The 22,350-nt window shown below is 58.7% G+C and carries 22 protein-coding genes; 5 read left to right on the top strand and 17 right to left on the bottom strand.

Translation table 11 applies throughout. The features are described 5' to 3' along the window. Positions 1-60: 60 nt before the first annotated feature. The 15 genes from EOA19_RS23165 to EOA19_RS23100 form a co-directional block, all read right to left on the bottom strand. The gene (locus EOA19_RS23165) at positions 61-2,133 is read right to left on the bottom strand and encodes an ATP-binding protein (protein ID WP_128304904.1); all 2,073 of its coding nucleotides are present in this window, start codon (positions 2,131-2,133) and stop codon (positions 61-63) included. A 353-nt stretch (positions 2,134-2,486) separates the two neighbouring features. Beyond that, positions 2,487-3,332: a hypothetical protein gene (locus EOA19_RS23160; RefSeq protein ID WP_128304903.1), complete on the bottom strand. Its 846-nt coding sequence runs from the start codon at positions 3,330-3,332 to the stop codon at positions 2,487-2,489. Between the two features lie 164 nt (positions 3,333-3,496). After that, on the bottom strand, positions 3,497-3,691 hold the full coding sequence (locus EOA19_RS35385) for a hypothetical protein (RefSeq protein ID WP_164893010.1): 195 nt from the start codon (positions 3,689-3,691) through the stop codon (positions 3,497-3,499). 27 nt (positions 3,692-3,718) lie between these two features. Further along, the gene (locus tag EOA19_RS23155; protein WP_128304902.1) at positions 3,719-5,869 is read right to left on the bottom strand and encodes a type IV secretory system conjugative DNA transfer family protein; all 2,151 of its coding nucleotides are present in this window, start codon (positions 5,867-5,869) and stop codon (positions 3,719-3,721) included. 12 nt (positions 5,870-5,881) lie between these two features. Continuing rightward, positions 5,882-6,907: a P-type DNA transfer ATPase VirB11 gene (gene virB11 / locus EOA19_RS23150; RefSeq protein WP_128304901.1), complete on the bottom strand. Its 1,026-nt coding sequence runs from the start codon at positions 6,905-6,907 to the stop codon at positions 5,882-5,884. Then, positions 6,904-8,367 carry a type IV secretion system protein VirB10 gene (gene virB10 / locus EOA19_RS23145; RefSeq protein WP_128304900.1) on the bottom strand — a complete coding sequence of 488 codons (1,464 nt, stop codon included), beginning with the start codon at positions 8,365-8,367 and terminating at the stop codon, positions 6,904-6,906. The genes virB11 and virB10 overlap by 4 nt, the downstream gene beginning before the upstream one ends. Beyond that, entirely contained in the window at positions 8,367-9,164 is a 798-nt protein-coding gene (locus tag EOA19_RS23140; RefSeq protein ID WP_164893009.1) for a TrbG/VirB9 family P-type conjugative transfer protein, read from the bottom strand. Before EOA19_RS23140 ends, virB10 begins: the two co-directional genes overlap by 1 nt. Beyond that, the gene (locus EOA19_RS23135) at positions 9,161-9,874 is read right to left on the bottom strand and encodes a VirB8/TrbF family protein (RefSeq protein ID WP_164893011.1); all 714 of its coding nucleotides are present in this window, start codon (positions 9,872-9,874) and stop codon (positions 9,161-9,163) included. Before EOA19_RS23135 ends, EOA19_RS23140 begins: the two co-directional genes overlap by 4 nt. Before the next feature lie 10 nt (positions 9,875-9,884). Then, positions 9,885-10,994, bottom strand: coding sequence for a type IV secretion system protein (locus tag EOA19_RS23130; RefSeq protein ID WP_128304897.1), 1,110 nt, complete (start codon positions 10,992-10,994; stop codon positions 9,885-9,887). A 183-nt stretch (positions 10,995-11,177) separates the two neighbouring features. Beyond that, on the bottom strand, positions 11,178-11,912 hold the full coding sequence (locus tag EOA19_RS23125; protein WP_023785080.1) for a type IV secretion system protein: 735 nt from the start codon (positions 11,910-11,912) through the stop codon (positions 11,178-11,180). A 9-nt stretch (positions 11,913-11,921) separates the two neighbouring features. Continuing rightward, positions 11,922-13,079, bottom strand: a complete 1,158-nt coding sequence (locus tag EOA19_RS23120; protein ID WP_164893008.1) for a lytic transglycosylase domain-containing protein — start codon at positions 13,077-13,079, stop codon at positions 11,922-11,924. Further along, on the bottom strand, positions 13,063-15,465 hold the full coding sequence (locus tag EOA19_RS23115; RefSeq protein ID WP_128304895.1) for a VirB4 family type IV secretion system protein: 2,403 nt from the start codon (positions 15,463-15,465) through the stop codon (positions 13,063-13,065). The genes EOA19_RS23120 and EOA19_RS23115 overlap by 17 nt, the downstream gene beginning before the upstream one ends. Then, positions 15,462-15,755, bottom strand: coding sequence for a VirB3 family type IV secretion system protein (locus tag EOA19_RS23110; protein WP_128304894.1), 294 nt, complete (start codon positions 15,753-15,755; stop codon positions 15,462-15,464). Before EOA19_RS23110 ends, EOA19_RS23115 begins: the two co-directional genes overlap by 4 nt. 3 nt (positions 15,756-15,758) lie before the next feature. Then, positions 15,759-16,073 (bottom strand): TrbC/VirB2 family protein, encoded by a 315-nt coding sequence (locus EOA19_RS23105; RefSeq protein ID WP_023720448.1) that lies wholly within the window; start codon positions 16,071-16,073, stop codon positions 15,759-15,761. Positions 16,074-16,085: 12 nt separating this feature from the next. Further along, positions 16,086-16,694: a lytic transglycosylase domain-containing protein gene (locus EOA19_RS23100; RefSeq protein WP_164893007.1), complete on the bottom strand. Its 609-nt coding sequence runs from the start codon at positions 16,692-16,694 to the stop codon at positions 16,086-16,088. Between the two features lie 132 nt (positions 16,695-16,826). Here EOA19_RS23100 and EOA19_RS23095 point away from each other — a divergent pair, with 132 nt between their 5' ends. From EOA19_RS23095 to EOA19_RS35380, 3 genes are read left to right on the top strand one after another with little or no spacing between them, the layout of a single operon-like run. Further along, on the top strand, positions 16,827-17,429 hold the full coding sequence (locus EOA19_RS23095; RefSeq protein ID WP_128304892.1) for a hypothetical protein: 603 nt from the start codon (positions 16,827-16,829) through the stop codon (positions 17,427-17,429). Further along, positions 17,426-17,974: a thermonuclease family protein gene (locus tag EOA19_RS23090; RefSeq protein WP_128304891.1), complete on the top strand. Its 549-nt coding sequence runs from the start codon at positions 17,426-17,428 to the stop codon at positions 17,972-17,974. The genes EOA19_RS23095 and EOA19_RS23090 overlap by 4 nt, the downstream gene beginning before the upstream one ends. Then, positions 17,971-18,135 (top strand): hypothetical protein, encoded by a 165-nt coding sequence (locus EOA19_RS35380; RefSeq protein ID WP_164893006.1) that lies wholly within the window; start codon positions 17,971-17,973, stop codon positions 18,133-18,135. Before EOA19_RS23090 ends, EOA19_RS35380 begins: the two co-directional genes overlap by 4 nt. Here EOA19_RS35380 and EOA19_RS23085 read toward each other — a convergent pair. Continuing rightward, on the bottom strand, positions 18,132-18,476 hold the full coding sequence (locus EOA19_RS23085) for a hypothetical protein (protein ID WP_128304890.1): 345 nt from the start codon (positions 18,474-18,476) through the stop codon (positions 18,132-18,134). The two genes, EOA19_RS35380 and EOA19_RS23085, sit on opposite strands and share 4 nt — an antisense overlap. A 226-nt stretch (positions 18,477-18,702) precedes the next feature. On the opposite strand from EOA19_RS23085, the gene EOA19_RS23080 reads away from it, so the two are divergent. Both EOA19_RS23080 and EOA19_RS23075 read left to right on the top strand, forming a co-directional pair. After that, positions 18,703-20,316 (top strand): hypothetical protein, encoded by a 1,614-nt coding sequence (locus tag EOA19_RS23080; protein WP_128304889.1) that lies wholly within the window; start codon positions 18,703-18,705, stop codon positions 20,314-20,316. Next, entirely contained in the window at positions 20,306-21,331 is a 1,026-nt protein-coding gene (locus EOA19_RS23075; RefSeq protein WP_128304888.1) for a dienelactone hydrolase-related enzyme, read from the top strand. Before EOA19_RS23080 ends, EOA19_RS23075 begins: the two co-directional genes overlap by 11 nt. 408 nt (positions 21,332-21,739) lie before the next feature. Here EOA19_RS23075 and EOA19_RS23070 read toward each other — a convergent pair whose 3' ends face one another. Beyond that, a complete protein-coding gene (locus EOA19_RS23070) occupies positions 21,740-22,267 on the bottom strand; it encodes a helix-turn-helix transcriptional regulator (protein WP_245486264.1) in 528 nt (175 codons plus the stop codon). Positions 22,268-22,350: the final 83 nt, after the last annotated feature.

The following is a 22,350-nucleotide window of genomic DNA, read 5'->3' as shown; positions in this document are numbered from 1 at the left end:
CTGATCGAAGCGATATCCTGGATGTCTCCGTCCTCGCGGCGCGACCTTTTCGGCCGAATTCTAGGGTCGCTCCGCGTCCATGAGGTTCAGGCGGTCGAAGAAGACGCGGTTGCGCCGCTTGGCATCGGCAAGAAGCCGACCGTAGTCGATAACCTCGAAGTAGATCCCGAAGGTCCGGTGATATCCGTAATAGGAGCGCTGATCCGGGGTAGGCATCGCGTCCGACATCTTCAGCTCGGCGTGCATGCTCGGCGTGATGTCACAGACGACGTAGGCGAAAGCGGGGATCCTGTCCCCCGCAACCGACAACGGCCGGCCGTGGTCATCCTTGAACTGGCCACCGCGAATGAGTTGTATTTGCTCGAACACTTGTCTGAGCGGATTGTCGTCGCCGGTGTAGTCGTCCCGCTGCGGTCGCTTGAACTCGATGACGGTGATGCTATTGAGCGGCATACCGTCGTCGGGCTTTTCGGAGAATGCAATCTTTCGGTCAAAGATGAAAAGATCCGGCCGCTTCCGTGATTCAGAGGTGAAATCAGTGTGGGAGTTTAAAGGCCGGTCGGAAGCGATGAACGAATGGAAGTTGAGGCGTTCGTCGATGATCCAAAGGTTCTGTTGCGCATAGAGGATATCTTGGTCCGTCGCCCTCATCGGGAAGAGAATATTGTGAACGGCCTCTTCGAGCGGATACTTCCCCGTCCGCTTGTCGTTGGAGAGCGCCTTCTCCAACAGATCGATGATGATCTTGCGGTGGGACACGTACTGGGCAAGGGCCGAGACGCCGAGTTCGTTCGAACGTTCCATGAATTCCGACAGACGCTGACGGTACCCTTCGTAGTCGTCCTGCCTTGCTGCCTCGGTTAGTATGCGCGAACCTTCTCTTTTTAGGCTAACCTCGCGTTGATGGAGTTCCCGGTGGAGCGCCAACTCCATGTCCATTTTGGAGGCGGTCGGCGAGATTGAGCCGATGAACTGATCTAGGTAGCGAAGGAGGGGTTTGTACTGTGGAGCTTCCGTTCGGACGTAATCCCGCACCCGCTTGGCTTTTGCGGCGTTAAGGCTGTCGATCAGCTCGGCGAGGTCCCGTTGTACGAACGCGAGGCATTCCGTCCGGATGTCGGACCGCCGCAGGTCTTCTACTTGAAGCAGATCGCCTTGCCCGTCCTCTAGTTCCTCGCGCATGTCGAAGTCGGTGCGGAAATTGTTTACCCTTTCGTTGAGGTAGTCCCCTTGGACCACCGCGAGATAGACGAAACTGCTTCCCTCCTCGTCCTGCAGCCGTCCAATGAAGTTCGGGATGAACTGGTCGAGCCTTTCGGTGATCACCGCGCGGGAGTTTGCCGCGTAGATCAGGCGATGTTTCGATGCTCGAGGCGAGTGCAGGCGAAACCCGTCGATGCGGAAACTTTGTCCGGCTATCTCGAATTTCTCGCTGTGCCCGCCGCGTTGGAAGTTCTCGTTAAACACTTTGTTGAGGGACAGTTTGATGCCGCCGTCATGAATCTCAATCTCGGGGCATTCCGGCTGCATCAACACGAGAATGAAATGCTCGGCCAGTCGCTGCGCCAGTATCTCGATGTCGGCTGGGCATTCCTCGCGGTAAGGCGAAAGGAAGCCCCCGAGTCTGACCGTAGTTCCTGATGTACCGCTATCGATTTGGGTGGCGCTGGCCGCGTCGGGGTCGTAGTCGAAGCCGAACTCGAAATCCCGCAGCCAGTGACTTGGCTCGTCATCGCCGTCCTGAGCTTGGAAAGTCGTCCTGACGCGAACCTTCTGGAAGGCCTTCAGCCACATGAACCGGCCGAGGCCTTTCCCTCCTCTTTCGTACTTATGTTCCGAATACGCAGTGTTGAAGGAGTCAAAGTTCTCGTCAGTGAAGCCGATGCCGGTATCGCGGATCTCGAAGCCGACGATAGGGGCGGTGTCCTCGCCAAGCAAATCTTCGTCGCGCTCCACGACGATCGTGACACGATGCCGCCCTTCGGACTTCGCGTCCTGAATTGCTTGAAAAGAGTTCATTACCGCCTCGAACAGCGGGAGGAGCGCCTTCCATTTCGGAAGCTGTGTCTGCCTGATCTGCCCTCTGAGATTGGTTCGAAGCATTCCTGGCTGCAGGGCTGTGATTTGGTTCATTGCGTCCGGCCTTATCTGCAACTTTATCCGCTAGCGCTCCGCCAACCTCGAAAGGCGCACTGCTATCACCACTTCAACACAGTGTAGCTTAGGAAGACGTGGTCTCTAAGCAGAAAATCCGTGCCTTGGATCCGTGAGAAAACCAAGGCCAACGCAGAATTTCCACGTGTGCGTTGAATCCGTTAGTCCGACTTCGGCCCAGAGCCGCCAGTTTGCAATGCGCCTCATTCCGGCCATTCGCCCTACATTTCACGAGGCGAGTCTTAACGGTGAGAACATACCCGCAGAGCACCTTGCGCTTCTGGGAGCGACTAGCAACTTCATATCGACCGTGAAAGGGCGCCGCCTAGTGACTATCGCGAACCGCACTGATCCGGCTTAGCCGCCATGTGGCGGGCCACCGTCTCCCGCAATGCGGCGCTACGTTCCATAACGGCAGGGCCGCCGGGAACTGTCATGGCCTTCTTGGGGCTGTCGATATCGAGCTGGGCGTTGTAGCGGTTCCACTGGGTGCCGCTCGGATGCAGGAGTCCGCCCAGGATTCTGTCGGACGCGATCAAGCCACGCCCCGAGAGGTGTTCCAGTACCGAATGCGCCACCGGCCCGAATGGGACAATCCAGGGATCGTCCAGCATACCCAGTTCATCAGGCAGGCCGGATTCGGCCATGGCCTCGAGCATCGGACGCTGCATTAGCTTCGCGTCGCCGGAATAGTTGGCGAATTCTTTGAGGACAGGATAGCGAAGTACGCTAGTATAGTGGGCTCGATGTGCCGCACCGGCGAACAGCTCTTCCGTGGTCTCCAAACCCAGGAGCCGGTGTATATCGAAGTGGTCCATCAGGCGCGCGCCCAGGGTCCGCATCGTCCCCTTGAAAGACGCCGATTGCTTGGCGGCCTCGGCGGCCTGTTCGATCGTCCTGCCGGCCATCAGGGAACGGCGCATCTGCACCAAGGCCTCGGTGGCTTGGCTGGTTCCGGGCGTAATACCGACGATGACGACGTCCGCCCGCGTGTTCACCCAATCGAAGGGCGCGTAGAAGCTTGAGAACTTGCCTTCCGCCGAGATGCCGAGCGTGCCATCGCGAAAGTCGGACCGCAATGCCTTGCCGATCTCGGCGCGCAAGGAGCTTTCCCCGATGGCGAGCAGGTCAGCGGCATGGCGTTCGGCGAGGGACTTAGAGGCAGAAGTGAGAGACATGGCCTCTCCTTGCATACCCATGACCCATTGTCTCTAACAGCCGGAGAGGATTTTTAGATGGAGCGTCAACGCGCTAGGACTGCAATTGAGTGGGCCGCGGGGCGCCTTGACCGTGAGGAGAATGCTTCCCCTTTGCGAACTCACGGACTGGGAACTTGGCGATCTCATAGCGCGAGCGTGGTTGATGCGGATTTGCGATTGAACTTGACGGGATGGGTCCCTGAAAACGCCTGTCGAGGCCCAGTATCGTCCACGTTTTCGCGCCGTATGATCTTCTCGATTGAGACCTCGGCACTGCCCGAGCGCGCGGCAATGTCCTCAGCCGCCATGACGTGTGCGACAAGGTCGCTGTAGACCATGACCTCTCCGCCGCATCGAATGCTAGCCTACCCATCTACGAGATCAGGCAAAGCATCTTCGACGACCCCCAAATTTCGATCAAAAGTCTCGGTGTCGTACGCGTTGGCGCGAAGAGACCGCACCTTGTTTAGGATCGCCGCAACAGCCGCTTCTTTGTCGGGCGCTATGCGTGTCGTCACCGCTTTAGCCGCCAAAGCGGAAAAATCTATGGCGGCATGAGCCGGTACGGCTGTAGCGTCTGTTGCTTTCAGCCGTTCTTTTACGATTGCGCGCCGGCCCAGCGGTGGAGTTATCCGGCCCGCTTTTGCGGCAAATGTCGCGCCGCGCCGCAGGCGCGTTTGCAAGAGGCCTGAGCGGTAGGCAGATGCTGTCGGGACAATCGCCGGGAGCGCAGGAGATGGAACTGCCGCAGCGGTTTCCAACGCAGGGCTTTTCGTTCGTGAAACGTCGGTAGAGGCGGGCAGGGGCATGAACGCGCGTTTGGCGAGTTGGCCGTCGGCGAAATAGAAATTGCGCGTGCCAAGGATCGGCAGTTCGCCGCGCGGCAATATGATAACCTTGTTCTTGTCTAGGGTACGGATTTCATCCGGCCGCATGAGGGGCCGCCGCACTTCCTTTCGGTGTTCCGAGCGCGTGTAATAAGTGTCGAACAACGTTGCCTTGGTGCGCGTCACGTCCTTTTGCACATCCGACGTTTCGCCGAGCTGTTCGGAAACATAGCGCAGATCGTCAACGTCCTGCGCACCGAAAAAGATCTGTACGCGAGCGGCGTTAATGAGCGTCTTGCGCCCTTGCTGGCGATAGATCTCGTCTACAGCCTTCAGCGACTGCACGAAAAACCACATCGAAACGCCGTTGCCGCCGAGCACGCTCGCCATTTCGGTCACGTTCTCGAGCTTGCCGAGGTTCTGGAACTCGTCGAGCAGCACAAGCACCGGATGTTCGCCCGGCTGCGGCAGGTTTTCCGACATGAAGTTCATCATCTGCGTGATCAGGACGTTGAACAACGGTCCAAGCGACGTGATCTGCTCGCGCCGCACGTCGAGATAGAGAGACATCCGATCACCCTTGAGCCTGCGAATATCGAACGTGCTGCGGGCCGTAGCTCGCATCAGACGCTCGTTGAGAAAGGGAGCCATGCCCGTGCGCACGCCGGCGTAGATTCCGGAAAACTGCCGCTCTGACATCTCGAAATATGGCAGCAGTGTTTGCAGCGTGAAATGCGAACATTCGCGGCGGCGTTCCTCGCGTAGCGAGCCGAGAAATTCCAGGAGCGGCTGCTCGGCGCCGTTCATGATCTCGAGGATTGTGGCAAAGGTCTTCTTCTCGTTCGGGATTGCAGGCGATTCCATGACGAACGACGCTATGCCGGTAAAAAGGAGGCGGGCATCATTAACCCAATAAGGGTCTGCATTTGAGGGCGGTCGGGGAAACAGCGCCGCAGCGATGTTGCGAAGGTCGATGTCGCGCTGTGCTGAGTCCAACGAGATGAAGTCCATCGGATTGTAGCAGGCGGTATTGCCGTCGGGGTCAGCCGGCGCAAAACGCACCACGCGGCTCATGGTCGAGCGGTAGCCGGCGGTCGCCGCATAGGTCTCGCCCCGCAGGTCGAGAACGACGAGCGAATGCGGCCAGGTGAGGGCGTTCGGGATGATGAGAGACGTGCCTTTACCGGAACGCGGCGGCCCTATGACGAACCCGCCGATATCATCGCCATCAATCCACAATTTCTTGCCGCCGATCAGCTTGCGCTGCCTCAAACAGATCTTGCCGGAGCGCTGATCGCGGCCAGGCGACAGAATTTCGGCAAACCTGCCGCCGGCTCGACCGATGAAGACGCCGCCCACTTTCGTCAGGCCGGCTTTCGATACGTCGCTCATCGTCATGAAGCGAGAGTCATTGCGCTTTCTCGGGCGCATGAGAAACAGGCTGACCAGGGGCGCAAGAAACCCTAATGCTCCCGCTGCAATGGCGTATTGGACCCGGCCAAAATTCCTCGCCATCGTGTCGCCCCAGGCCTGACGAACGACCGGCAATGGATTGGCGTTCAGCTGGTCGAACAGGACGTGGGAGCCGGTCCGGTACCAATCCGTCGCGGTATAGGCGACCGTGAAGAGCAGGACACCCAGGGCCATCGCCATGAGCATCATGAAGATTGCTGTTGCGATTTTCTGCATGGATGGGCCTCGCTAGATCGTCTCCGCCTTGGTGAACTTGATCTCGCTGATGCCGCGCCGGCCGCCTTCGGTGCGGACCATCTGGACGACCACCGGAATGACCTCGCGCAAGTAGTCGAGGATTTCGCTTCGTGAGAGGCCCGTACTGCCCTGCATGACCATGAGCGCCAGCCGCTCGTAGGCGGACCGGGCGGAATTGGCATGAACGGTCGTGAGCGAACCAGGATGGCCGGTGTTGATCGCCTGAAGGAACGCGAAGGTTTCAGCGCCGCGCAACTCGCCCAAAAGCAGACGGTCGGGTCGCATGCGAAGCGAAGCCTCGAGAAGCTGTTGGGCCGAGACTTTGGCAAGCCCCTGGTCGCCCTTTGAGGATATCAGGGTGACGTTGTTGGGAGCGGGCAGCCTCAGTTCGCGGGTGTCTTCGATCGTGATGATCCGTTCATGAGCCGGGATCTCCTTCAGGAGCGCATTCAAAAATGTCGTCTTGCCGGTCGACGTGCCGCCTGAAACGACGATAGAGACACGGTTGCGCACTGCATATTGCAGGAAGTCCATCGGCGACGTGTCGTGCAGCATTTCGACAAGTCGCTTTTCTTCGGCCGACAGCGCCAGACCGCTGCCCATCGCCGTGTTCTCGAAGGCGCCGAGATCCTTGTAGGCATCAAGGCTCATATCCATGATGACCTGCTTGCGAATAGAGATCGCCCCGCCTTCGGGAGCCGCGGGCGGCAAGATGCATTGGATGCGCTCACCCGAGGGTAGAGCAGCCGACAGGACCGGGTTTTCTTCGTTGATGACCTGATTGGTCGCCGACGCAACGCCCGTCGAGATATGCCTAATCCAGCCCGGCGTGACCTCGCGCTTGACGACGTGCTCCATTTCCTTCGCGCCGAGGCGTTCGATGAACAATTCACCCGGCCTGTTGATCGCAATCTCGGACACCGCGTCTTCGTTCAGATAGGACCATATCGGCTCCAGATGCGCGCGCAGGACCGGGGCTCTCGCCCACGGGTCGGTGAGGGGATGCACGGCATTCATTTCACCGGGCTCCCATAGCCTGGATAGAAATGATCCTTTGGCGTCGCGTAGAGAGGCGTCGGATCAATCGCCGTCTTCGGTCGCCCACCGGCTTTCAGGCGCGCCACTTCTTCCTGGACGGGATCGGCATACAAATCCGAGAAATCGAGATCTCGCCGCACCAACACGACAATCGATGTGCCCTGGTCGACAGAGACTGTCGGACCAATGTTCTGCGTGTCGCGAAACGCCTCCTGCGCGAGTTGCTGCAAGGCGGTCGATGACTTGTCGAAGGCGATGCCGCGGGCGTCGCGCTGCGAGCCATTGCCCCCATAAGTTACGGTCGTGGTCTCACCGGTTACGGGATCGATCGTCGACACCTGGCGCTGTTGTCCATCTTGCCCGCTATCGCCAAGCGAGGACAGATATTCAGAGACGCCGCCAACCACGGAAAGCATGATGGCGTTGCCGTACCGTTCAACCCAGTGCGTATCGACCCGGCCGCCCATGCCACCGCGGCCGAGCGCGTCTGCGCCAGGCGACTTGATTTCGACGGAAATGCCGTCCGAGCGGATGACCCTGCTCCAGACGATGAAAACACGCTTCTGACCACGCGCGAGCCCTGAGCGGTATTCTCCGGTCAGGCGCGAGCCCTTCGGGATGAGGATCCGCCTGCCGTCGAGAGAGAAGACATCCTCGCGCACGACAGCGCGCACGGCGCCGGGAAGGTCGGTGTTGATCGCGGTTTCCAAATAGCCGCGAATGATCGTTCCTTCAGGGATCAACGCATCGGTGCGTCGGAAGGCCCTGGCTTTAACGATGCCGGAAGAACTTGCCTCAGACTGCGCCAGGAATGCCTTGTTGGGATCGCTGTCGGCGCCGGGCACCGGGACGATCTGACCGTCCGGCGCGATCTCGACCTGCGCCGCCGGGGCGCCGGCATCTGTCGAGCTGGTTTGATCATTCGTCACCATCTGGTTCGACCGCAGGCGTTCCCACACCGCTTTTTCATGCTCGGCGGCCTCAGCCTTGCGGCGAGCCTCTTCGTCAGCCTCGGCCTTGCGGCGGGCTTCTTCCGCCTCGGCCTTGCGGCGAGTTTCCTCGGCCGCCATTTGTGCCTCCAGCGCCCGCCGCTGCGCATCAAGGTCGGCGCCCTCCTGCACGGTCTGATCGACATTGTCAGCCTGCTGCGTGCCATTCTGGTCGGCGGCGGGCGGGGGCACCACGATCTGGTCGATCGTGCCGTCGGCAGGTTGAGGCGGCTCGTTCAACGCTGGCGGGCGAAACTCCGGCGGGTTGAAGTTTTCCTCGCCCTCGCTGCGAACATCGCGCGATATCGGCTCTCGAGGCCAGTTCAGCCATATCAGCGCGCCTACCAGCACTACGCCGAGGCCGACCAGAGCGACCTTGGTGCCCACGCCCGCTCCGCGGCGCGCGACCGTTGGGCTGCCGTCCAGTTGGTTATAATCGATCTGGGACATTAGCGCCCTCCGCTGGATCCGAGCAGGGTGGAACCGCGTGTCAGTTTCGTTGGACCGTAGACTTGCTCGACGGGATCGATGGCGTTGGGTCGCGCGCGATTGTAGAGGCAGAGCGTCTTGCCATCGGCCCGCAAGGTGAATTGCCGTGCGACCTTGTCGATGACGGTGTATTTGCCCTGCGTGCGAACGTTGACCAGCGACTCCTGACGCTTGTCGTCGACAACGAAGATCGCCGGAATGTCGCCCTTGAACTCCAGAAACACCTTGGTGCCGTCGTCGAATACGGTGCGCGGCTTCAGGCTGTCATCACCCTTGTAGGCATAGTCGTAGTTGAGGTTGGCATAATTCAGATCCTTCAAATCCGAATCGGCGGAGCTCTCCTTGGCCTGTGAGAGCAAGCGCGCGTTGATATCCTCGTCCGGGTATTTGAACCGGACCTGGAAGGATGCCCGCTCACGGCTATTGTCAGTCGCTTGCAGCAGCAAGGAATAGACGCGCCGGTTGGTGACCACGTTGACGTTGGTCCACGCATCGCGCTCCAGCGGCTTGACGAACAGAAACCGCGATCCGCGTTTGGGGATGATCGACCAGCCTTTCGTGTCGCCAGCCGACACGGTTTCGATGACTTCGGTCGGACTGAGCTCGACCAAGGTCGAAATGCCAAGGGCTGCGCGCACCGACGTCACGTCGTCGTTGTTGAAGGTGACATATCGGATGCGGCTGTCGCGTGCGGCCGCGCCGTGGATCGCGCCGAGCAGAACGGCGGTCGATAGGACGAGGCCCGCGCGCCGTCTCATTGCAGGCTCCCCGCAGCCGGCGCCGATTCCTGGTCGCGGCGGTAATCCGTAACCTGAAATCCCAGCGGGTTGTCGAAACGCCATTCGTTCTTGAGCGGCGTTGAGGTGTAGCGGAATTTTATCACCGCCACCCAATTGTCGGCCGTGAGCGAATTGTCCCGCCGCGTCGTCGTGGCAAAGCGCACCGAGGCTGTGTTGCGATTGAGCAGGGAAACGGACTTGATCTCGACCGAGACAGTGACATTGCGGCCAAAAATCTTGTCCAGCGATTGTGGGTTTGCTGGCGTATAAAGCCATGTCAAATCCTTGGACGCCGCGTCGGTCGAATAGAGCTGTGCCAGGTCGAAATTCTGTTTGAGTTCACGCGAATCGTAGGTTTCGCGGGCCCTGATGTAGCGCACCAGATTGGCCGCCGTGACGGCCTCGTTCTGCGATAAATCTCCAGGCTTAAGCGCGCGCATGATCTCGAGGTAGCCCGTCGATTTGTCGACCTCTACAACGTACGGTTCGAACTGACGGAGTGGCAGGATCAGCACGAGTGCCAGCAGCGACAGCACCGCAACCAGTCCCGAAATGCCGCTGACGATCCAGGCCAATGTACGCGATCGGCGCATTGACCTGTGCGTGTCGTCTTCCCAGGTCGCGCCCGCCCTGTAATAGCGCTTGTCGACGAGTTCGCTGCTGCGGTCAGCAGCTGTTTCCACTGGCATTGTCACGTCACTATTGCCTCGTTTGCGCGACGATCCCGATCCGATCGAGGACCGCGATCGGTGATAGTTCTTGTGTTCTAGGCCAGAGGCCTGGAGTTATCGCGCGCACCTTGCTGGATGGCGGTCCGGGTTGCGGCATCCGCCCTGGCTGCTCGCGAAGATCGAAAACTGTTTGTCGCGAGCTGCCGGGCGCCCCGAGCGGCGCGGCCTGCGGCCCATCGCGCGCCGGACAGCGCACGGCATTCCTGCCGAACGTCCCATATGAGTAACGAGCGCCTATGGTGCTGAGATACCCGCCGCCATTCAGGATCGAAGCAATCGAGGGTATCTGCATGAGAACGTAGATGCCGATGATCGTCACCAGCACCAAGGGCAGCACCAGCGACATTTTGCTGTCCATGGTCGCTCCGCCGGACGTGGCGGTGTTCAGCGCCGCATTGACGAGGGAGAAGTAGAAACCGAGAAAGCCGTAGATCAGGATTTGCTGGATCATCAGGAAGGTGGTCAGCGAAAGAAAGCCTTCGCTCATGCGCGAGGACCATCGGTAAAGCCAAAGGATGATCCATATCGGCGCCAAGGCCAGCGTGATGAACAACATCACTTTGGCGGCAATGATCGCAGCAATAGCAAGCGCTGCGAAGATGATGGCCGACAGCAGAACGAGCAGCGACAACAGCGCACCAAAAATGTCATAGAAGGATCCGCTGTAGACCTGATTGGCGACGTCCTGAGCCCCTTGGTAGAGATTGTCGATCAGCGCTGGAATTGCCGCCTGGTCGCTAAGCTGATTGCCGGTGGCCCGCGACACGGCGCCGACGATCACCTTACCGACCTCGTCGGGAATGCTTTGCACGAGCTGATAGATCGTCGCGGAAAATGTGCCCCATCCGGTCAGCAGCAGATAGATGATGACGGCGCGGCCGAGGCGATAGGCCGCTTCGATTGGTGAAATCGACTCACGCCCACTCAGGATCGAATAGCCCCACCATGCGATATAGAGGGTCAGCATCAGGGTGAAGACGTTGCCCATCGCATTTCCCAACTGCATATAGACGGTGCGAACGAAGTCCTCACCGATGTTGTCAATGCCACCGAGGATGCTTGCGGCGAGACCGTTCATGGATCCTCGTCAATGATGCTGGCGAACGGAGTTGAATTGACCGGCTTCAGCGCGCCGCATTCGTCGGCGTGGGCATACGCCAAAGGCCCGCACGGCGCTTTCAATTCGCGATTTGCGCATCCAAAAAGCCCTGCGCCGAGCCCAATCACAACGCATATGCGCAGGACTCGCCTCGACAAGCGCTCAGCCCCCGCTCTTGCCGAATTCCGCGAACGGATTGACGGTGCGCGGTGTCATCATCTTCTGCACTTGGCTCTGGCGAAGAAGATCTCCCTTCAGCTTCTCATTCAGGGCCGCGACCGCGCCGTTCTGGACGCCGATCAGTTCGTTGACGGCGCGCGCGTTTTCCAGCTGCATTCGTGTGTTCTGGTCCACCGAACCCTTGACGTCCTGCGACTGCCCAATCTGCCCGCTCGCTGACTGCAGAGACTGTTGGCGCTGGGTAACGCCCTGCGAAGCCTGCGAGGTCAATGCGCTTAGCAGCGAGGCCACATTGACGCTGCCGCCATAGGCCGTGTTGACGGCGCTGGTCTCCTTGCCGGCAATCTGCTGGAGCTGCTTCACCAGCTGGAGCCCATTGATGACGGCGCCTGCGATTTTCTGGATTTCGGGCGAAAGGCCACCAAACGAAAGAGCCCCGCCGTTCAGGATCGATCCGAACGACGGCGCCTGGGCAATCGACATGTTGCCGCCAAGACCCATCTGTCCGATCCCGAGCGAACCGTCACGACTGCCGCTGAGAGCCTGCAGGATCTCCTCGCTCTTTTTCAAAATGTCCTTGTTCGAATCCATGATGGAGTTGGTGTTGTCCGCATTCTTGCGGGCGACATCGAGATTGGCGCCATCGATGACGGCAATCTGTGCGTGGGCCGTGCTTGCCCAAAGCGCCAGACTGGCGGCAATCGCGAATTTCTTCATGTCAGCCTCCTATTGCTGTAGAGAATTGATCACGCTGGCAGCGCCGGCCGGATCACTGGTGATGATCATCGAGCGACTGTCGGCCGAGCTTGACCCCGCGTTCTCAACCGCGCACGGTAGCCACCGGCGGCGATCGATCTTCAACCGCTCCAGTTCCGCGGGATCACAAGAGAACGGGTTTGGAGAGCCGCTCTTCGGCTGTTGCACTAGCTTCGACGACTGCGATGCCTGAACATTCTGCAACGATAGAAGTTGGGTCAGCAACGTCGTAAAATCCCCCGCCTGGGCGAGGTACTGGTTGGTGACATCGGCGTTGATCCCACGAGCCGACGAGTTCAGCTCCCATGCGTCCTTGTATTCGGTCACCTGGCCAACGTTGCCCGCCAGCGCGTCGATCGCCGCGGCGTTGGCGCCCATCTGCGATGAGCTTGCATCAAGGCCGCCAGCCGCCTTCCTCACCGTGCCCATGGCCGCGTCCTGAGCCGTGCCGCCTGCGCCGTCGGCCGTTACGATCGAGAATGGTGGCGGCGCGGCGGCCGGAGCCTTGCCGCTCCCTACATATTCGTTGAAGTAGCTGTTCCAGCGGCCGACGCCGCCGGCCCATTGGTTCTGCTCGCCTGCATTCGATCCGTTGTAGAAGGAGGCGAGACAGCTGTAATTCGTCGCCCCGCATTGCTTCACGCCCATTCCGAGATATTTGACGCCGCCTTCTACATTCTGCTCGTTCACGTCGCGGTCCAGTCCCATGGACTTGCCGGTGCCCTTGGTCAGCTGCATGACGCCTTTGACGCCGGTGTGGCTCCCGGCGCATGTGTCGAAGCGTGATTCCTGATAGGCGACGGACAGTGCCAGGCCTTCGGGCACGCCGTATATTTGCGCATAATAGCGGATCATCTTCACGTTGCCCGCGTCGCGCTGCAACGCTTCGGCGGGCGACCGGCGAAACATCTGTGAGCGGTATTTGTTCGAATAGGTGCAGACGACGCTTTTCTTCCTGTCGGTTTCGTCATTCTTGGCCTCATCCGACTTCGTGCTGTGCTGCTCGTCCTCTTGCCGCTTGTCGAGGTTCGGCCCGTCGATCACCGCGATCTGAGCGACCGCCACGCTCATGCTTTCCGCCGTCGCGAGAGCCATGGCCAGACAAGCGCTGCTAAGCCGCTTCGTCATGCTCATTCTCCCATCCGCAGAAGTATGGCAGCCACATTTCCGGCTCGTCGCCGAAGGTCTCCCGGAGCCGTGCGCATTCCTTGCTGTTGGCCTCGTTCGAGGACAGGACCTTGATGAGATCGGGCATCGCCGACAAATCGAGCTTGGCTACGATCGAGTCGCTGTCGTGCTTGACGAGGAAAGTGCGTGTTTCCTTGGCGGTTCGGCGCACGAACTCGAATTCCTTCGCCGTCAGTGAGAAGCGCTCCATGTAGGACTCCTTGCTCGCCTTCGGGTTGGGGAAGAAAATGTTGGTTTTCGTTTGCTCGATCAGCGACGACGAGATGGAGGAATTGACGACGTCTTCCGCCGTCTGCGTGCCGAAGCCGACCACGCCGTTGCGGCGACGAATGGTCTTCAGCGTCTCGTTGATGAAGGCGGCGAAAACCTCATCGTCCAGCAGCTTCCAGCCTTCATCGAGGAAGAGCATGATCGGCGAGCCGTCGATGACATCCTCGAGACGGTGGAAGATATAGAGCAACGCCGCCGAGCGCAGCTTTCGGTCGCCCAGGATCCTGGTCATGTCGAAGCCGACGACGGGTTTCGAGAAATCGATGAGATCGACGGGATTGTTGAAAAGCCAGCCTTTGTCCTTCGGGTCGAGCCAGGGTTGTATCCGCGCCGCCAGATCGTTCATGCCGGGCATGAGCGAGCCGCGCAGCACTTCCGGCAGCAGGTCGAAGGTCCGCTGTTCGCGCGGGATCTTGTAGATCATGTCGACGGCGGCATTGATGACGCGCATCTCCGCCACGTCCAGCGCGCCGCCTTCCGGTGTCAAAATGTAGATGAGCAGATCTTCCAGGAAAGAACGGTTTTCTGCCGTGTCCTCGAGCTGCAATGGCGCGAACCCGGTTGGCTGGGAAGGTTCCATCACCTCGTAGCGGCCGCCGAGCGCCCGAACGAAAATTTCAGCGCCGCGCATATAGTCGAAATAGACACATCGCGGCCGCGGCATGATGCGCATGGCCTGCGCCATCAGGAACGAAAGCACGACGGTCTTTCCCGAGCCGGTCGGGCCGAACACCGTGAAGTGCCCGACATCGTGAACGTGGAAATTGAAATAGTAGGCCGTCTGGCTGGTCGTTTCGAGCAAAGCAATGGGGCGTTTCCAATGCAGCCGCTCACGTTGGCCGGACGGGAAGTTGTGTCCGGAGAAAAGACCCGCGAAGTTAAGCGACGAGATCAACGCACGTCGCGCGATGTAGCTGAAATTTCCCGGCAACTGCGCCCAGAACGCCAATTCCGTGTTCAGCGTCTCGCGAACCGGCACGATCGACATGCGCGACAGCTCGGCCGTGATGTCGGATAGCGCACGGTTGAGCCCGGTCATGTCCGGTGCCAAGGCCATGACGCTCATGTGATGTTGTCCGAAGACGACTTCGCCGCCGGCCAGCTTGTCGGCGCCGTCGTGGACGGACTCCTCGACCGTCGTGCCCGCCTCGTCTGAGCCCTCGACCTGGTTCGCGATCGTGTTGATCCTGCGCATCGCGGTTACACGGTCTTCGATCGCGAAACTCTGCGTCAGGATAAACTCATGGGGCAGGCGCAAGAGACCGTCCAATGAGCCCGGAGCAGTGAACGGTGGGTATTCCTTGATCGACACCATGGCGCCGAGTTTGGCGGCGTCCGGCCCCCGAAGTTCCAGCGCGGATTTGCCGAAAAACAGCTGTCGTGTCGCCAGCACATCACCAAGGCTCATGCGCGGCAGAGGCATTTCCACGTCGACGCCGCCGGCGAGGATCTTCGCCAGAAATTCCGCCGGCTCGGAAAAGAAGCTGTCGCGGCGCTTCACGACGCCGAGAAGACGCGCACCATAAGCCGTGAAATCCTTGACGACACCGTCGAGAACGTCACGCAATTCGGCCATCGCCTCTTCGCGGGTTTCTTCGCCCGCGGTACTGATGCGAAACGCATTGAGCGCCTTGTCCACCCAACCGACGCGGCCGACCATCGGTCGGCGTATGACCGCGAGATACGCCTCGTTGACGAACAGGTTTCTCGCCCCAAGCTCATCCATGTAGCGGGCGTCGAGCTCGGCCACGAAAGGATTGTCAAAGTCGCCTTCGATCTCCGGCGTGACGTGGCGGCGGATGATCGTCGTGTAGACGGCAAAGCGAGAGGTCGAGAGATTGCGGAACGTGGTATTGCGGTTGAACATGCGGCTGTTCAGTTCGGCCTGGTCCATCGTCTGGAACGGCAGGCCACTGAGCTGGATGACGCCGACAAGAAAGCCGCTCTTCGTCACGATCAGATTGTCATCGGCATGGCGAAGGTAAGGTATGTGCATCGCCGCGGGCTTTTCACGCCTGCGCTCACGGCCAAATTTCAGGTCGGCATCGAGGCTCATGGCGAATAGCTCCTCGCCCCCCAAAAAGTAAGGTTCGCCACCGCTCCGCGTTTGGAGACGCGCCGCTCGAAAATATGGAACATGTAGGGATCGCGCTGGCACAGATATGCGCTGACCAGATGCACCACGCCGAACAAGCCAAGGCCGAGCATGAAGCTGCTCGTGGCGATAAAACCGATCACCGCCAGGATGCCGTTCAGGGCAAAAACCTCATATCGCACCCCCCATTTCATAGGGGGGCGTGTCAGTGGCAGGCTGACAGGCTCGACATAGACTTCCTCGTCGTCCATCTCTCAGCTGCCTCCGGCCGTCGCGCGCACCGCGTCCACCAACTGCGCGGCACCGAAGATCAAAGCGATGCCAATGATGATGGAAAAAGCCATCATCCACGCCAGCCGGCCCGTCATGGCGAGGAAGCCGAGAAAACAGACTGCGATGATGGCGAATGAACGCGCTATGTTGCCCTGCAGAACTCCGACGAACCACTCCAGCACATTCTCGACTGGTGCCGCCGACTGGGCATACGCAGTGGCTGGCGCGAGAGCTATTCCGACCGCCGAGGCCAAGGCCAGTTTCAGGGCAAATTTGCCCGCTTTCCTGTATTCCACCCTTGGCTCCTTTCAGTTGCCGAGATCCATGACATGACCATCCTGCCAGACGTCCTCGCTTGCTGGCGGAGCGGCCGCCAGCGTCTCGGATTTGGTCAGGGCAGACTTCTTCACCACACCGCCGAACTTCCAGCGGTTCAGTATTTTCACGATGTATTCCGCCGTCTCCGGATTCACCGGAATGCCCTGCGCCTTGTAGACGCTGTTGGGCCCGGCGTTGTAGGCCGCCAGCATCAGCAGCGGATCCCCGAATTCGTCATAGAGTGACTTCAGGTAGCGAAGGCCAGCACGGACATTTGCCTGGGTATCGCAACGGTCGCCGACCCCCAGATCGGCCGCAGTGCCCGGCATCAGCTGCATGATTCCCAGGGCTCCGGCTTTTGAGGGACCCTGACTGGCGCCGAGATCGCTTTCGGCCCATGCAATTGTCTCGGCGAGATCGGCGTCGAACCCTTCCTCTTGCGCGATTGAACGCACAAGGTGGGAGACCTCGGCACGATTTGCGGTCTTACATGCTCCCGGCCTTTGCGCCCCGACCGCGGCAAGGGCTTGCGCCGGCGTTGCAAAGGCGATTGCCACGCGGTCTGATGCCAGGTCCCGGCCGTGCGCATTGAACGGCATGGTGGCGCCAACGAGGGTGAGCAGAAGAGCGAATCGAGTGTTCATACTGTCGCCAAAGTTTGACACTTTACTATGGCTACACGTAGCCCTAGTAAAGTGTCAACACGATATCGATCACAAGGACGAATTTCGATGAAACAGACGGCCCTTTGCATGGTCTTGCTGCTCCAGGGTAGCGTGGCTTATGGTGCCGGCGCCGACGGCCCGAGCGCCTTCGCGCAACCCTCGGAGCACTACCTGCTCCAGTTTGCGAAGCCGGGCGAAAAGGTGTTCGTCTATGAACGCTACGATGGGAAAGGCGCGCTGTTTCAGCGCGATGCGGCCGCTCTCATCGGGCGCGTTACAGTGCCGTCGGCGACCGAGCGCGTCGTCAACGGCGTGACGTATCGACTGCGCGGCCTTACCGGCTGCCCAAAACCGAAGATTACGTACAAGACGCAGCTGTGGGACTGCACGAAAGCCGCGCAGGACTATGAAGAGGCAATCTACAACGATCGTGCAGCTGTCGTGCTCTGCAAAACACTTGTGCTGCAAAGCAAGAAGGGCGAGCCCGACGCTGTGTCGTGTTTCTCTCTCGTGGGTGCGGGAAATGCAAACGACCCGTACAACGTCGCCTACGACGACGACGAAATGGTTTTTTTCCACATGGCGGCGATCGGACGCAACAAGGACGGCAAGTCGCTGCGCCCCGATCTGGAGCATTCCGCCGACCTCGGTGGACAGTTCCAGGAATGAAAAAGGCGAGCTTCGCAGTGCTGGCGGCATTTGGTTTGTGTGCATCGGCACAGGCTCAGGATGCGTCGGAGTCTGCCGTGGCAGCGCCGCTCGCGGTATCGAAATCGGCTCAACTGCTGACCGGAGATACCTGGCGTGACGGAGATCACCTTTTTCGCCTCTATGGCGTCCAGTCATGTCTTCGAGGCACATCAGCTGAAGAGCCAAATGGGAACAAAATCGATTGCGGGAACACCTCGCTGGCGCACTTGGCGGCCCTGTTCGACAGCGCGGCGGTGACATGCCAGCCAATCGGCTACGCCCTGGACAAGGCGGTTTTTGTCGTGTGCGGTGCGCAGCTGAATGGCGAAACGATCGATGTCGGCACAGCGCTCATAGCGACCGGATACGCGTTTGCGGCAACGACAGCAAAGGGCAAAACCGTCAATGAGAACTACCTCGTTGCGGAAATCAACGCTAAGATGAAACGTGCAGGTTTGTGGGGCACGACGTTTCAGCATCCTGTGCAGTTGCTGCTAAATAAGCGGTCGGAGAGACAACAATGAAGCACGACGATGAGGCGCACAAATATTATTATCCCGTGGAAGGACGCACTGACGGCGCCATCGGCGATGCTATCGCAATCATCGCGATCATATTGGTGCCTGCGGGGCTCTATGCGGCCTGGAATACCGTGGCCTCATGGATTTCAGCGCTCTTCTCCTAGGACTGCAGTTTCGCGAAAGAACCGAGCAACGCGCGAAAATCGTCGACATCAAGCTCGCACCAGTCGTTCCCCAACAACCGCCGGAAATAAGCTGCCTTCATTTTCATATCAACGAGATCGGCCACCGGCGCAGCAGCCGCGCGCCGACGCGCGATAGCCTCTTCCGCCATGACCGAATCCAATCGCCGGCCGATCAGGGTCGCATCCGGCCCTTCGGCCCTCATCCATCGCCTGCCGAGACGTTCAACCGTGGCGACTGCATGACGATGCGCCGCGAGCAGATTCGCGACCCCATCGGTCTCTTCCATCACTCCGTTATTACAGACCACTTGAATGGGCATCGACCGGCTCCGTGCGCATGACAATTCGTAAATGATACCTGGGGAGGCGAGAAAAATAGGAATGGGTTCATCCCTCTGCTTGTCAGGCTCCCGAAGCCCTGGCTTCCCCTACTGTTCGCTCACGAGTGCCGGCCAAAATCGAGTTGATAAAAACGTTGATTGAGGACGAAGGCACGATAGGATACGAAGCCTAGCGAAACGGAACGAAAATAGAGCCTCTAAGTTGTTGTTTAGGAACGAAAAGTTATTTCTCCCTCCGCCGAGAGACGGGAGTGATTTCAAAGAATTATTCAAACGACTGGCGGCGGCGGGTGCGGGTCGACTGTTGGACAAAGACGGGTTTCCTGCTGGCCCCTGGACGCCCGAACTCCTTGCAGAGGCGATTTCACTGATTGATTCCAACCGGGTTGGGGTCGATCTGCGAACAGTGCAGCTCTGGTTTCAAGAGAACGAGAAGGGAATTAGCACTGCCAACATTCGTTGGCTGGCGAGGATTTTGGGATGCGATGATCCGGTCGCAACTAGCGAATGGCAGATGGAGCTTAGTGAGGCGCAATCGCGGTTATCAGCCAAGAGACGAGAATGGAAGAGAGCTGGAGGCAGCGTTGCACAGGAGATTCCAGATACGGCAGTGACTGCGACCATCGATGACGAGACAGACCCCCCGGTAGAGCTGACACTGGATACTGACCCCAAGGGGCCGAGCCGGCGCTTTAGTTTGGCGAGGGAATCGGAGGCGTTTTTTAGTCGCGGATCTCCCCTGAATTTACCGGCGTCGGTGTTTGCGGGTGTCACCGCTCTTGGGTTTTTGTCGTATCTTACGGGGATTCACAGCGTGACGTATGGCCGGGCGGATGGCGTCGTCAAGCAGGTTGGGTTTCTTTGGACAGCGAATTGGACATTCGTCTTCATGATATTTTTGCCACTGTTTTTTGCCTTCGTGACCGAACTGGTGACCTTTTGGAAAGATGAAGGCCGCCCAAAGCTTGTAGCGCAGGGCGACAAGATGGAAAGCGACCATGCCTGGGCGCGCACCGTACAAGCTTCTTCGTATTCATATTGGGCGGTTTTTTTGATTTGTGTAGTGTTCGCCGGTCTTCTTCAGTGGATCGGCGTGTCTTTAATCCCGTTGCTCAAAGGGGGTGGCAACTATGCGACGGATTGGGGCTCGTTAGCGATTGTGCGCCCCGAGGTTATATCGGTGCCGGAAGCGGTCGTGTTCACCGGCCTCGCTTACTTGTATATGTGCCTCTGTTTTTATCTGTTCTTCGTAGGCCTCATTTTGCTTTATACGGTGATCCATGATCTTTGGAGTATTGGAGAAGCAGTGAGTAATCGGCCAGAGGTTGATTATCAACACGAGCTCTATGAAGCCAGCCTCAGGGTTATGCGTGCGATTTTTCGGTGTACTGTTTTGGGCCTTCTGATCGCCATAGTCATGAAGCTCCAGAGTGCTTACCTGACATCGCGTGGAGAGAATATTGTGTCTTGGTTGGTCGGCGATATGTCTTCCGCCTTTTATGGGCGCAATGATGTGAGCGCCGGGATCATCTACCGTAGGCCGACCCATTACAGTAGCCTTCTTATCGCTATTTCGACCTGTGTGGTATTTGTGTACGGCTCCATCCGTTTAGGTGTCGAACGTCGGTTTTGTATGTCTTTGTGGAGAATGTCAGCGATCGTAGCGGTACTCGTTGCTAGCTACTTGCTGATCGATGCATTTGCTGGCTTTTCGATCCTTCTGGGCGTTGGAGTGCTGTTCGCGATATACGGCCTGTTTGACCCAGGGTTGGGGCGAGGGCAAGCGAGTAAGTTAGGAAACAATCAGAGTGTATCATAGTTGGCTTGACGTTTGGGATGAGCGGCGGGCGCGACGCGGTGAGGAAGGGAAGAAACCATCGGATTTCGCCCTTGACGCGGAACTCGCCTTTCCTGGTGCGAAGAAGATAACAAGTATCGAGGAATTCTGTGCCCTTGCGGACCAGGCCGTGGCTGATCCAGCCTTTTTCGATGACCCGAATCTGAGTGATCAGGGGTTTGAAAGGCTAGATGGGTGGCTCAAATTTCCATCGGACATTTCTACTGATATCGAACAGAACAATGTCGTCTCGGCGAAAATCACAGAAAGCGGGTCGTTCGATCAGGCGATGGTGATTTTTCACCATTGGAATGCAAGCTCCAGGAATCGTCAGATTGCCAACTTTTTCTCCCAGCGTGGCACCACGGTTGTCGAGATTGCTATGCCTTATCACTTCGAACGCAGCCGTCCCGGCTCCGTGCACGCCGACTATATGCTTAGCCCTAGTCTCGGTCGAACGATCCAAGCTGTAAGGCAGGCAGTGTTGGATGGGCGAAAACTCATACGTTGGTTGAAGATCGAAGGCTATCGAGAGATTTCGGTTCTCGGTATGAGCTTAGGCTCCTGGGTTGCGGGGATGGTCGCGGCGCACGACTCGACTGTGTCAAAAGCCTCGTTGTTTCTGACGGCCGGGAGTCTAGCGGATATGGTTTGGACAGGTCGCGCGACACGATTGATACGTGATAGCCTTGAGCCTGAGATTGAGCTGACCGATCTCAGAAGGGCCTGGGGTCCACTTAACTTGGAGAATTACGCACATAGTTTGGCGCGGCCTGATCTCGATCTTCATGTTGTGTTGGCTAAGAGAGACAAAGTGGTGTTGCCAGAGCTATCGGAAAGGTTCATGCATAGGCTGAAGGACGCCGGAGCTAGGCCAAATATTTTGAAATTAAACTGTGGTCACTATTCGCTCGCCATGCCGCCTTACATTTTGTTGGCCGGTTTGAGCTTGAAGCGGTTTCTGTCGCGTGCTGACAAGTCGGCCCGGAGAGCATGAGTTTGGTTTGGCCGGTCAGTTCACCGGCAAATTCTCTGGCAGGCATCACGACACAAAAGTGATGATGTGGGGTCGCCACCTACCGGAACCGACCCCTGGAAGTGGCCGACAAAGGCGCAGGCGAGACACCGGAAATTGTCGAAAAGGCCACGACACCCTTCTTCTCTACACGCGCCGGCAGGTTTGACGGCTTGTTCTCATATGGTTTCGACCCTCAAGGGAAAGCTCTTCATCAGCAAGCATTCCCGGCGCCGGCACAGTCGTCCATGTCAAGTCCCGTTATCATTCCCGCCGCTAACATCCGACGAGACGCCAGCGGCCGACAGGCGCGGGGAGGCGCTAGTCGGCCGCCGGGCCTGACCGGCAGAGGCATAGGAGCGACGCCGGCTGGGCCGAATTATAGGTCCTTTAGGAACACTCGTGGGGCGCCCAGGTGGCGGCTCTGCCAGGCGGGATCTTTTCGGAAAAGAGGAAGGTCGCTGGATCAAGTTTCAACGCCTTGGCGATCGCGGCAATCGTGTCCACGCTGATGTTGCCGCTCGCGCGTTCCAGTTTCGTAAATGTCGCCTCCGCCACGCCGATGAGTTCGGCCATCTCATAGCGGTGCAAAGTACGTCGTTGTCGCTCAAAATCGATGATATGCGCCAGCCGCTTGCGGATCGCATTGTCGTCCAACCGATGCGCCCATTCCGGAACTTTCTTACCGCCGGCGAGCAGTCCTGCAAAAGACACTTCCAAGCCCTTTGCCATGATCTGCAGCGTCGTCAATGTGACATTATTTTTCTGACGCACAGTCTGAATGTAGGTTCGATAGGCCAGTTTTTCGCCCTCAGGGGTCCGAAACAGTTCGGCCATGTGCATATGGGATAGGCCGCGTCTGGCTCTCTCCCGCTCAAGCGTCAGTGCAATGTTGGCGCGCAACGGGTTGTTGACCACGCCTCCGTCGTCTCGTTTCATAAATCGATGTAGTCGCACAAACCTGCCTTTTCGACCTGTCCTTTTTCGCGCGGATCATCCAT

The organism is Mesorhizobium sp. M7A.F.Ca.US.010.02.1.1 (genome assembly GCF_004023085.1).
GTDB lineage: Bacteria > Pseudomonadota > Alphaproteobacteria > Rhizobiales > Rhizobiaceae > Mesorhizobium.
This window is presented reverse-complemented; position numbering and strand designations above follow the sequence as displayed.